The organism is Okeania sp. SIO2F4, from assembly GCF_010672385.1.
Lineage (GTDB): Bacteria > Cyanobacteriota > Cyanobacteriia > Cyanobacteriales > Microcoleaceae > Trichodesmium.
Genome location: NZ_JAAHGT010000212.1, coordinates 1 through 11941 on the forward strand (window position 1 = coordinate 1; position 11941 = coordinate 11941).

10 protein-coding genes are annotated in these 11941 nt (G+C 36.1%); 6 read left to right on the forward strand and 4 right to left on the reverse strand.

What is annotated here, in order from left to right:
* Together F6K22_RS15320 and F6K22_RS15325 are read left to right on the forward strand one after the other, a co-directional pair.
* On the forward strand, positions 1-2630 hold a 2630-nt coding region (locus F6K22_RS15320; RefSeq protein WP_293099205.1), incomplete at its 5' end, for a HEAT repeat domain-containing protein.
* 382 nt (positions 2631-3012) lie between these two features.
* Positions 3013-3351 carry a nucleotidyltransferase family protein gene (locus F6K22_RS15325; protein WP_293099208.1) on the forward strand — a complete coding sequence of 113 codons (339 nt, stop codon included), beginning with the start codon at positions 3013-3015 and terminating at the stop codon, positions 3349-3351.
* A 51-nt stretch (positions 3352-3402) separates the two neighbouring features.
* Here F6K22_RS15325 and F6K22_RS15330 read toward each other — a convergent pair whose 3' ends face one another.
* Positions 3403-3678 carry a hypothetical protein gene (locus tag F6K22_RS15330; protein WP_293099211.1) on the reverse strand — a complete coding sequence of 92 codons (276 nt, stop codon included), beginning with the start codon at positions 3676-3678 and terminating at the stop codon, positions 3403-3405.
* Positions 3679-3821: 143 nt separating this feature from the next.
* Here F6K22_RS15330 and bchH point away from each other — a divergent pair, with 143 nt between their 5' ends.
* From bchH to F6K22_RS15350, 4 genes are all read left to right on the forward strand, one after another.
* A complete protein-coding gene (gene bchH, locus F6K22_RS15335) occupies positions 3822-7769 on the forward strand; it encodes a magnesium chelatase subunit H (protein WP_293099213.1) in 3948 nt (1315 codons plus the stop codon).
* 138 nt (positions 7770-7907) lie between these two features.
* Positions 7908-8186, forward strand: coding sequence for a hypothetical protein (locus F6K22_RS15340; protein ID WP_293099215.1), 279 nt, complete (start codon positions 7908-7910; stop codon positions 8184-8186).
* A gap of 53 nt (positions 8187-8239) precedes the next feature.
* Entirely contained in the window at positions 8240-8821 is a 582-nt protein-coding gene (locus F6K22_RS15345; protein WP_293099217.1) for an REP-associated tyrosine transposase, read from the forward strand.
* 46 nt (positions 8822-8867) lie between these two features.
* Complete coding sequence (locus F6K22_RS15350; RefSeq protein WP_293099219.1) at positions 8868-9017, forward strand: hypothetical protein; 150 nt, start codon at positions 8868-8870, stop codon at positions 9015-9017.
* Here F6K22_RS15350 and F6K22_RS15355 read toward each other — a convergent pair.
* The 3 genes from F6K22_RS15355 to F6K22_RS15365 all read right to left on the reverse strand — a co-directional run bounded on the left by F6K22_RS15355 (position 9014) and on the right by F6K22_RS15365 (position 11126).
* Positions 9014-9214 (reverse strand): DUF6887 family protein, encoded by a 201-nt coding sequence (locus F6K22_RS15355; protein ID WP_293099222.1) that lies wholly within the window; start codon positions 9212-9214, stop codon positions 9014-9016. The two genes, F6K22_RS15350 and F6K22_RS15355, sit on opposite strands and share 4 nt — an antisense overlap.
* 80 nt (positions 9215-9294) lie before the next feature.
* On the reverse strand, positions 9295-10140 hold the full coding sequence (locus tag F6K22_RS15360) for a CPBP family intramembrane glutamic endopeptidase (RefSeq protein WP_293099224.1): 846 nt from the start codon (positions 10138-10140) through the stop codon (positions 9295-9297).
* 239 nt (positions 10141-10379) lie between these two features.
* Entirely contained in the window at positions 10380-11126 is a 747-nt protein-coding gene (locus F6K22_RS15365) for a ComF family protein (RefSeq protein ID WP_363273630.1), read from the reverse strand.
* Between the last annotated feature and the right edge of the window lie 815 nt (positions 11127-11941).

Sequence of the window (11941 nt, forward strand, 5' to 3'; positions counted from 1 at the left end):
TACAGTTTATCCGGTATTTTTATGAGTGGAAGCCGGAAAAAATAGATATTAATTGGAATGTTAAGCCTAATTTAAAAAATGAACTTCATCAAGCTTTGGGTAGGGTGGCTTTAGCTGGTTTAGATAGTTCGGAAAGGTTTCGGTTGTCTGAAAGTTTAGTTCATAAAGAATTTCAGAATGATAAATTGTTTAATTGGGCTTTAGATTTGGATTTGTTAGTTTTAGTAGACCGAGAAGTTAAAACAGGTGAATTTGTTTATGGGTTTTTTGATTCATCTTTTCAAGAATATTTTGCAGCATTAGCAATTGATGATTGGGACTTTTTTATACCTCGCGGTCATGTAGATAAACCTGTTCCTGGAAAAAAATACCGAATTTTTGAGTCACAGTGGAAAGAAGTATTTTTGCTATGGTTGGGAAGAGATAATTTAGATATTCAAGAAAAAGATAGTCTACTTAAAGCACTAATTAATTTCGAGGATGGATGTCTCAATATTTATGGGTATCGGGCTTATGTTTTAGCTGTTTTAGGAACTGATTATTATAGAGAGTTTGAGTTAGCAGATGAGATTATTTTAACTACTATTGATATAGGTTTTCAGTATCGATATTTAGTTGGCGAGCGTGAAAAATTTCCTTCACCTATTTCAAATCTTGCTGAACAGACTATATGTCAAATAAATCCTCAAAAAGTTGCCGATAAATTAGTGAAGATAATTAATAATTCTGAACATGAATTAGTTTGGTATTATGCAGCAATGATTTTAGGAAAGTTAAAACAAAAAAATTCAAGTATTATTAGTGTTTTAACGAATGTAGTTGAAAAATCTCAGCACCCATATACTCGTTCTGTCGCAGCAGGTAGTTTAGGAAAAGTTGACCCCGGAAATCAAATAGCTATAAATATATTAATGGATACAATTGAAAATTCTGAAGAAGAATATATATATAGTCAAGCTGCTATATATTTACTAGAAGTTGATGCCAATAATTCAGTTGCTATTAAAACTTTGGTTGATTTAATTTTTAACTCTGAGCCGACTAAAACGCAATTTAAACTATTTGATAAATTAATTACAAATAAACGAGGAAAGAAAGCCTTTATAAAAGCAGCAATTTCTTCTATAAAACAAAGCAAACAAAAAAGACATTATAACTTAGAATGGATAATTTTTTATTGCTTGGAAAAGAATTTGAACATAGATTTTAGCCAAAATATCCTGAATTTAATTGAAGAGACTGATGACGTAAATACTTGTAGGATAGCTGCACAAAAAATATCAAGTTTAGGTAAATCAAACCCTATAGTTATTAAAAAAATGGTTGAATTTATTAATAAGTCCGAGAGCCAGTTGACTTCACTACAAATTGCAGGAGACTTAATTAAAATAGATTCAAGTAATCAATATGCTATTGATACTTTATTCAATATATTAACTAATTCCGATTGTGAATTAACTCAAGCACTATCAGCTTGGGAATTAAGAAAAATAAAAGTTACTGATTCAAGAATACCTACCATAGTAAAATTAGTTAAAAATTTATTGCTGAATTCAAAGGAAGAAATTAGTTTAGTCATGCTAGCAAGCAGTTTAGCTATTTTTGAGCCTGGTAATTCATTGGCATTAAATACTTTGGCTAAATTAATAAAAAAATCTACAGATAAAGCGGATCGAATTGAAGTAATTTCTTGCTTGCTGGGAATTAAGAAAGTTAATAAAAAGATTATTAAAGCACTAATTTATAGAATAAAAAGAACAACAGATGAAAAAGTTTTTGTAATGGGATTGGATCGGTTAATCTATCTAAGTAATTTTTATCCAAAAGCAACAGGCTTTATTCTTGATTTACTTAATAAATATGAAGGAAAATTTTATGGTCAATTAATTCATTCTATAGTCGAAATTAAAAGTATTGCTAAACAATTTACATTGCCACTTTTAGATAAAATCGAAAATTCCGATAGTGAAAAACTTGTTGAGGAAGCAACTTTAGGTTTAGCTATGATGTACGAAAATGAGAATAAGGAAGAATTACTAACCTCTTTAAAAAATAGCTATTCACAAAAAAATGTATCAGATAATTTTTGGCGTTTTGATGCTTACTATCAATTATTTTGGTATTGCTCTCAACATATAAACTATCCTGACTTTTACAATATTTGGAACGAACCAAAGTCAACTATTCAACACCTCAACTTTACCCAACTTCCCACTACTCTCCGCCAACATCTCGCCAATAACCCCGACTTCAACCAAACCATTATTCCTATCTGTATCGACGGAGCAAACTTTACTAACCCAGATAACCCCGCCCCAGATATCTATATTGAAATGATAGAAAAAGGTTGCCCAGAAATAACACCAACCCCCACTACAATGTCATCCCTCAAAACCTACTGGCGACTCAATCTGAAAAAATTAGACAAACAAATAGCACTAATATTTTACACATCCAAAAGCGATCGCTCATTCAGCGAAATATTTCTCACTACCTTAAGCACCCTTGGCAGTTCCATCTGTCTCATCTCAGACCAAAAATGTGACAATATAGAATCTATTTCACCCCAAAATCCCAATTTAATAGATACTATTATTAAATGGTTGAGACGAGAAATATTAGAAGCTTAGAAATTAAGTTATTTTTTCATTAGTCATAATGGTATTTACAGGCAATAATAATAATTTCATCATCAGTTACTTTTCCTCTAATGAAAATTCAATTAAATTGGTTTGATCGTCGACATTTTTGACAGCATTTAACAGTCTATTTTTGTTAGCTTCACTTTTAAATAAGTAACCTGTTTCGTCAACTTAAGAAACAATAATTTCAATTTCTTTATCTCCAAATTTTGCTTTGAGTGCTTCTAGGAATTTATGGTTGAGTTGGCTGGCTTTTAATCTATAAATAGTAGACATATTTTTAATTAATTAAGATTTATCAGTGCTATATTTAGTGTATGATTCAATAATAGCAGAAATTCTATCTATCTATTACTTCTTTTGAGAAAAAATGCTACTAAAATTAAATCCTCAATTACAAAAACGTTTGGGCATATCGACAGAAGAAATTGCTCAATTTTGCCAACGTTGGAATATTACAGAAATGGCTTTATTTGGATCGGTTTTAAGCGACCGCTTTCACGCCGATAGTGATATTGATATTCTCATTCGCTTTGCACCCAACGCTCGCCAGGGATTATTAACTCTTGCCAAAATCAAACATGAATTAGAAGCAAGTATCGGGCGTGAAGTTGATCTTGCCGTAAAAGAATCTATTGAAAATAGTGAAAATTGGATTCGTCGCCAGGAAATTCTCAAGACAGCGGAGGTAATTTATGAGCAGGGATAAAGTTGAAGTCAGAAGTTAGAAGTCAGAAGTCAGAAGTTAAACTCTTGTAAGTCATAAATTTTCATCTTCCCTTGTATAAATATTTTCCCTACTAATTGCTTCATCCGGTAGAGGATAGAGACGATAATTAATAGGAGAATTAATGAACTTGAATAATTTGTTTTCCCACTCGTCAACAGACACTTCAGATTGCCGATCGCCTCGAAAATCAATAATTTCTTTTTCTATTAAATTTTCAATAAATTTTTCAATTGATAAGTCTTGTGACTTAGCTTTTTCTCGAACATGAGCTTCAATTTCCGGTTTTAAATTAATAGTAATCATCATTTTTATCTACGTTTATAATATTCTTAAAGATTGAAAAAAATCATCACTTATGAAAATAATATAGCAATCCTAAAACATAGTGACAATAATTAGTCTTTTTTCGCTACCCTAATAGTATAGTAACTTTCTATTAAAATTAGGCCATGAAACGTATTGTCTTAATCGCTGGTTTTGAATCATTTAACACCGGACTATATCGCCAAGCAGCTCAACTAGCAATTTCCCGATGTCCAGATTTAGATATCCAAGTATTTAGCGATCGCGCTCTTTCCCAACAACCAGAAACTGTCGCCACTGCTCTGGAAAATGCTGATGTGTTTTTCGGCAGTCTCCTTTTCGACTACGACCAAGTTTTATGGTTGCGCGAAAGAGTACAACATATTCCCATCCGTCTCGTTTTTGAGTCAGCACTAGAATTGATGGCATTAACAAAATTGGGAAAATTTATTATTGGCGACCAACCGAAAGGAATGCCAAAACCAGTCAAATTTATTCTCAGCAAATTTTCCAGTGGGAGAGAGGAAGATAAACTTGCTGGTTATATCAGTTTCCTGAAAACAGGTCCGAAATTACTAAAGTTTGTACCAGTCAAAAAAGTGCAAGACCTGCGCAACTGGTTGATAATTTACGGTTATTGGAATGCTGGTGGTACAGAAAATGTGGCTGCCATGTGTTGGGTGTTGGCAGAAAAATATTTAGATTTAAAAGTTGGGGAAATACCCCCACCAGTGGAAACTCCGAATATGGGTTTGCTGCATCCAGACTATCAGGGTTATTTTGAGTCTCCCCGAAAATATCTGGAATGGTATCGCCAACAGAAGCAAACTTCTCCCACTCCCGTTGTTGGAATTTTGCTCTACCGCAAGCACGTCATTACCAAACAACCATACATTCCCAAACTTATCCGCAAATTTGAAGCAGCAGGTTTAACACCTCTACCCGTATTTATCAACGGAGTCGAAGGTCATGTCGCTGTCAGAGATTGGATGACGAGCGCGTGGGAAAGTCAGAAGTCAGAAGTCAGAAGTCAGAAGTTAGATAAAATTCAAAAGTCAAAATTCAAAAGTCAAAAATATGATTCTGTTGAAACAGGACTTACGCAAATTAACGTTGAAAACGAGATATGTAGGGGCGAATGGCATTCGCCCTCACTAGATTTAAAGTCAAAAGTCAAAAATCAAAAGTTAGATTCTGTTAAACCAATACTTTCCCTTTCTCCCGAAGCAGTGGAAGTCGATGCAGTCGTTTCAACTATTGGTTTTCCCTTGGTGGGGGGTCCTGCGGGTTCCATGGAAGCAGGGCGACAAGTGGAAGTTTCCCAACGCATTCTCACGGCAAAAAATGTTCCCTACTTTGTCGCAGCACCCCTACTCATTCAAGATATCCATTCTTGGACGCGCCAAGGTGTTGGCGGTTTGCAAAGCGTGGTTTTATATGCACTGCCAGAATTAGATGGAGCGATCGACCCTGTTCCCCTGGGTGGTTTAGTGGGAGAAGATATTTATTTGATTCCCGAACGGGTAAAACGTCTTACGGGTAGAGTCAAAAATTGGATAAAACTGCGTCATACACCCCCCGCAGAAAGAAAAATTGCTGTTATTCTCTATGGTTTTCCTCCTGGTTATGGCGCCACAGGTACAGCAGCTTTATTAAATGTGCCGCGTTCTCTCCTGAAATTTCTCCACGCTCTGAAAGACCAAGGTTACGACGTTGGAGAAATTCCCGAAGATGGAGAAGAACTTATTCGTCAAATTAAAGAAGCAGACGAAATTTATTCTTATTCCTCTCCCCTTCCCAAGGATGAAAACACTTCCTCTTCCTCCCCCCTTTTTAAGGGGGGAATGAGGGGGGATCGAAACCAAGACCTTCCCGGAACCAGGGGGGATAGCAACCAAGTTAATATTAAAAGTCTCGAAAAATGGTTAGGTTATCTATCAACAACTCGCATAGAAAAACAATGGGGTAATCTCACCCGAACAGGCATAAAAACTGATGGTGAAAATTTTCATATTGGCGGAATTCAATTAGGAAATATTTGGCTTGGCGTACAACCGCCCCTCGGAATTTCTGGCGACCCAATGCGCTTAATGTTTGAAAGAGATTTAACCCCCCATCCCCAATATGCAGCTTTTTATAAATGGCTCCAAAATGAATTTAAAGCTGATGCAGTTGTTCACTTTGGAATGCACGGAACTGTGGAATGGTTGCCCGGTTCACCTCTGGGAAATACTGGCTATTCTTGGTCAGATATTCTGTTAGGAAATATGCCACATCTATATATATATGCTGCTAATAATCCTTCAGAATCTATGTTGGCAAAACGTCGCGGTTATGGAGTTTTAATTTCTCATAATATTCCTCCATACAGTCGGGCAGGTTTGTATAAAGAATTGGTTAGTTTGCGAGAGTTAATTTCTGAATACCGGGAAGACCCCCAGAAAAATTCGGGGTTGCGCGAACCGATTTTTAAGAAAATTTTTGATAGTGGTTTAAATTCTGATTGTCCGTTTGAGTATGGCAAAAAATTAGGAATTGAATTTACTGCAGAAAATGCGCGAATGTTTAGTGCAGATGTGGTTAATCCCTATTTTGTCGAAATTTACGAATATTTGCAGGTTGTGGAACAAAGATTATTTTCTTCTGGTTTGCATACTTTGGGAGAAGTGCCGAATCAGGAGGAATTAAAATCTTATTTGGAGGCTTATTTTGGGGAAGAAATCGGAGAGTTAGACTCGGATTTTGGGCACGGATATACGGATGATGAGGTTAAAGAAAGTGTGGGAAATGTTCGGGATTTGTTGATGCAAAATACTGATGAATTGACTAATCTTTTGCGTGGCTTAAATGGAGAATATATTCCCGCTGCTCCGGGAGGAGATTTATTACGAGATGGTGCCGGAGTTTTACCAACAGGTCGAAATATTCATGCTTTAGATCCCTATCGAATGCCTTCTCCCGCTGCTTATGAAAGAGGGCGAGAAATTGCTCGGAAAATTATTGCTCAACATCTCGAAGAAAATAATAATTATCCCGAAACTGTGGCAGTAATGTTATGGGGATTAGATGCTATTAAAACCCGTGGTGAATCAATCGGAATTTTATTAGAATTAGTAGGAGCTGAACCAGTAAAAGAAGGTACAGGTCGTATCGTTCGTTATGAATTAAAAAGTTTAGCTGAAGTCGGTCATCCTCGCATCGATATCTTAGGAAATTTATCGGGAATTTTCCGAGATAGTTTTGTCAATATTATCGAATTATTAGACGATCTATTCCAACGAGCAGCAACTACAGACGAACCCGTAGAACAAAATTTTATCCGCAAACACGCTTTAGCATTACAAGCGCAAGGTATAGAAAATGTTTCGGCACGGTTATTTTCCAATCCCGCTGGTGATTTTGGTTCTTTGGTAAACGACCGAGTAGTGGATGGTAACTGGGAGTCTGGGGATGAGTTGGGCGATACTTGGCAAGGGCGAAATGTCTTTAGTTACGGTCGTCAGGATAAAGGTCAAGCACGACCAGAAATTTTGCAGGAGTTGTTAAAAGGTTGCGATCGCATCGTCCAAGAAATTGACTCGGTGGAGTATGGGTTGACAGATATTCAGGAATATTATGCGAATACTGGTGGGTTGAAGTTAGCAGCAGAAAAACAACGGGGTAAAAAAGTAAGCGCGAGTTTCGTCGAAAGTTTTTCCAAGGATACCACCCCCCGAAAATTGGAAGACTTATTGCGGATGGAATATCGCACCAAATTATTGAATCCAAAGTGGGCAGAAGCAATGGCAAATCAAGGTAGTGGAGGAGCTTACGAGATTTCCCAACGGATGACCGCATTGATAGGTTGGGGTGGTACCGCTAATTTTGCTGATAATTGGGTTTATGACGGTGCTGCCGAAACTTATGCTTTGGATGCAGAGATGGCGCGGAAATTGCGGGAAGCAAACCCGGAAGCGTTTCGGAATATTATTGGGCGGATGTTGGAAGCGAACGGACGTGGTTTTTGGCAAACAGATGAGGAGAAGTTGCAGAAGTTGCGGGAGTTGTATGAGATAGCGGATGAGGAAATTGAAGGTGTGAGTAGGTTGGGTTAAGCGACAGCGCAACCCAACCAAAACCCAGATCGTGTAACAAGTAGGTTGGGTTAAGCGACAGCGAACCCAACCAAAACCCAGATAATCAGGCAAGAAATAGATTGAGTATAATGAAGTCAAACCCAACAAAAACATATTATGTTGGGTTTCATTCCTCAACCCAACCTACAAAATATTATGGAATATCGTCGGGCAAAAACACCAGGAGCAACTTATTTTTTCACAAGCGAACCCAACACAAACCCAGATAATCAGGCAAGAAATAGATTGAGTATAATGAAGTCAAACCCAACAAAAACATATTATGTTGGGTTTCATTCCTCAACCCAACCTACAAAATATTATGGAATATCGTCGGGCAAAAACACCAGGAGCAACTTATTTTTTCACAAGCGAACCCAACACAAACCCAGATAATCAGGCAAGAAATAGATTGAGTATAATGAAGTCAAACCCAACAAAAACATATTATGTTGGGTTTCGTTCCTCAACCCAACCTACAAAATATTATGGAATATCGTCGGGCAAAAACACCAGGAGCAACTTATTTTTTCACAGTAGTAACATACAACCGCCAGAAAATTTTATGCGAACCCGAAAATCTAGATTTACTAAGAAAAGCTTTTCGATATGTTATGGAAAAACATCCATTTAAAATAGATGCTATTGTCATCTTGCCAAACCATCTCCATTCTCTTTGGAGATTACCTGAAAATGATGCAAATTTTTCGACTCGTTGGCGATTAATTAAAAGTTATTTTAGCCGTAAATCCTATTCTCAATATCAAGAAAAAATTTCAACATCTCGACAAGATAAAAAGGAAAAAACGGTTTGGCAACGCAGGTTTTGGGAGCATCAAATTCGAGACGATTCAGATTTTGCTAATCATCTCGAATATATTCATTATAATCCAGTGCATCATGGATTAGTAACTGCTCCGAAAGATTGGGAATATTCTAGTTTTCATCGTTATGTAAAAGCGGGAATTTATGAGCAAGTATGGGGTGCTTCAGAAAGGCTTATTTTTGATAGTAACATTGGCAAAGAATAAAACGTAGGTTGGGTTAAGCGGCAGCGCAACCCAACAAACCAAGATATTGTTGACAAACCAAGATATTGTTGACAAACCAAGATGGTGTTGGGTTTCGGGGTTCCTCAACCCAAAAAACCAAGGTAGTGTTCATAAACCAAGATGGTGTTGGGTTTCGTTGTCTCAACCCAACCTACATTTAGAGCGATCGCTCTAACCATTATCTCGCGCCACTCTCTCCTGAATTGCCTGTTCCATAATGCGGATATTTTCTGCAATTGGTACACCTTCTTCAGTACAAACAGGAGGATATCGTTTAACTTTTACTCCCGGTGGAATACGAAAAAGAAACCGAATTGCTTCGATATCGTCTCGGTGTTCTAAAACGTAAGCTTTTAATTCAGCTTTAGTCATTTATTCAAAATTAGGTTTCATAAAAAATACCATAGAAATGTTAGGTTTTGTTACCTCAACCCAACCGACAATTGTATTTCTTAATAATTAAAAACAATGGTATCAATAGTATAATTTTCTATCACTAATAACAATGGTATAATTACGTTAAATAAACCATGAGCTAGGATGCAACTTATAATACCGTATTTACGAAAAAGCCAACCTAATAATAAACCAATTGGAAAAATTTGAGCAAACTTTACCCAGTTGGGATGAAGAGTATCTGTATGTATAATAGTCCAAAGTATTGAAGTCACTAAAATTGCTAACCAGTAGCGAGAATGTCGCCAGTTCAGATGTATTGCTAGATAGTTTTGGATTCCTAAGCGATAAGTAATTTCTTCACTAAAAGCAGCAACGAGGAAAAATACAAAATTAGCAGCAGAATAATTCTCTCTAGTCATGTCGCTCTCAAATAATTTTCTCATCGAGGAGGCAAGTTCAGGGTTAGTAAACTTAAACAAAATAATAGAGTATAGTATGCAGAATGCTGTAACAGCCAAAGTAGGAATTATCAATTGGGAAAGTTTCAGTAAATGGTCTTTAACTTTCCTTGTAGAAAAATGAGTTTTTATATAGAGCGGATAGGCAAGTTTGGTAGCATAGTCTATTCCAACTGTTGTAAAAATCATCATTTTAAAAGAATCAATTAATAGCCGAATAATAATTCCAAAAACTTTGGCTAATGATAAGCTTTTTAGATCGATATCTAAGAAAATAGACAACAGTTGCATACCAAAAAGAATACCTCCAGTTAATAACCCATAACTAAAGTAAGGTTGGAGTTCGTAACGACGTTTGTGCCAAATAATCAAGAAGGCAAAAAAGAAAAATACTCCAGCCAAACCCCAAATCAAGAAAAAAACCAAGTTTATTGAATTCATAAATTTTTTATTAGTAGTTTTAGTAAGACAAATCCAATAGTTTATATTCTAAAATTGTTCAATCTTTGAAAATATTGAGCGCTTTCTCAAAAGATGATTTCACCCTAAAAATTTCAAAATATTGTTATAACACAAATATTCATATCTTTCCTTCAAATCATCTTAATAAAAAAAATTAACTAGAATAATATTGAGCAATATAAACTGTTATAAACCAACCCTATTTATTAATCTCCTTCCTACTTTTGAGACTTAGATTTTTTCACCACTTTCTGACTTTTTAACCGTGGTTTCTTAGCACTAGGTTTTTTCGTAGTCGCGATCGCTAATACTCCCACTACCCTAATACCTCCTTTCTCCAAAACTTCTATGGCAGAATTCACCGTTGCACCAGTTGTATAAATATCATCCACCAACAAAACAGAGGCACGGGGACGACGGTTACGCAAATCTTTCCCCACCACAAAAGCATCCTTCACCGTCTCCAACCTCTCCCCACGAGACAAACCAAATAATGCCTGAGTCTGTTTCACCCTTGCCAAAGCATTTCGCCGCATCTGCAAACCTGTCGCCTCACAAAAACTATTGGCCAATAGTTCCGCCTGATTAAAACCTCGTTCCCTCTGCTTTTTTTTGTGCATGGGAATGGGTACAACTACCACTTTGTCAAGGGTTGTCACGCTCGAAGCTAACCAGCCATCCGCTAACCAATATCCCAGAGGTCTTGCTATTTGGGGGTTATCTTCATATTTCATAGCAGCGATCGCTCGTTTGAGACTATCTTTATATTGACCCCAAATAAATACAGGTACTTCTCCAGGAAATATTTCTCCCCCACCAGGAAACTGACAGCGCCAAACTTGTTTTTCGCAATATTGACACAACTCTCTATCTGCCGATCGCTGACAAAGAGGACAGTTAGGTTTAAGAAATATATTTAGAAATGGTTTAAGGATTTTTTTCCAGATAAATTTAATCATTTTCATTTCAGTTTTGAGAGAGGGAATAGGGATTCATTAATGGATAATGGATAGTTTATAATGGATAATGGATAATTACCTCTCCCTTTTAGGGAGAGGATTGACGCGGTAGGGAAAAAATTTATTTCTCAAAGGGAGATTGGATATAGCTAGGTTTCCTCAGCATCCCATCCTAGGTCATGCTCCGCATTCATGTCGCCCAGCGAAACGACCGCTTTTTCCCCTATCCAAGGGGAGGCTAACAAAGCTGAATTATTTAATTATTTAATTATTAATTATTCGGTAAATAAGATGTGTAATTAATGCATACTTATGCACTTATCAGTTAACAGTTTTCAATTACTCAAATCTGAATTAGGAGGCTACGAAAATATAATTATTTTTTTCAAAATTACTTTTTTTATCAGATAAAAATAAGCTTTTTATTTAAAACTAAATTTACAAAATTAGTTATTTAAAAAACTGTAAGTCCTGCCTTTAACCTAAGACTTTACAACACATATAAATTTGAAAAAATTAGCTTTTCAATATACTACTCTATCCCTATTTTTTGTCCTTTATTTCATGACTGTAGTAATATTTTATGAAATTAGTATAGCATGAGGAGACTATTTACTGATAAAATCAGAGTTAAGCCCAAAAATAAGGTCTCAAGCATCCCCTTAAAAGGGTATGAAAAAACTAAACTTCAGTATTTCAAGACTCTAGCTTCAGCCGGAGGTATTGTTAATGAAGTTCCTCCGCAGGAGGCTAACTGATAACTGAAATGACGTAAGCAAAGTAATAGTTTTGTGTATAAGTTTTACTGGCTAGATCGAATT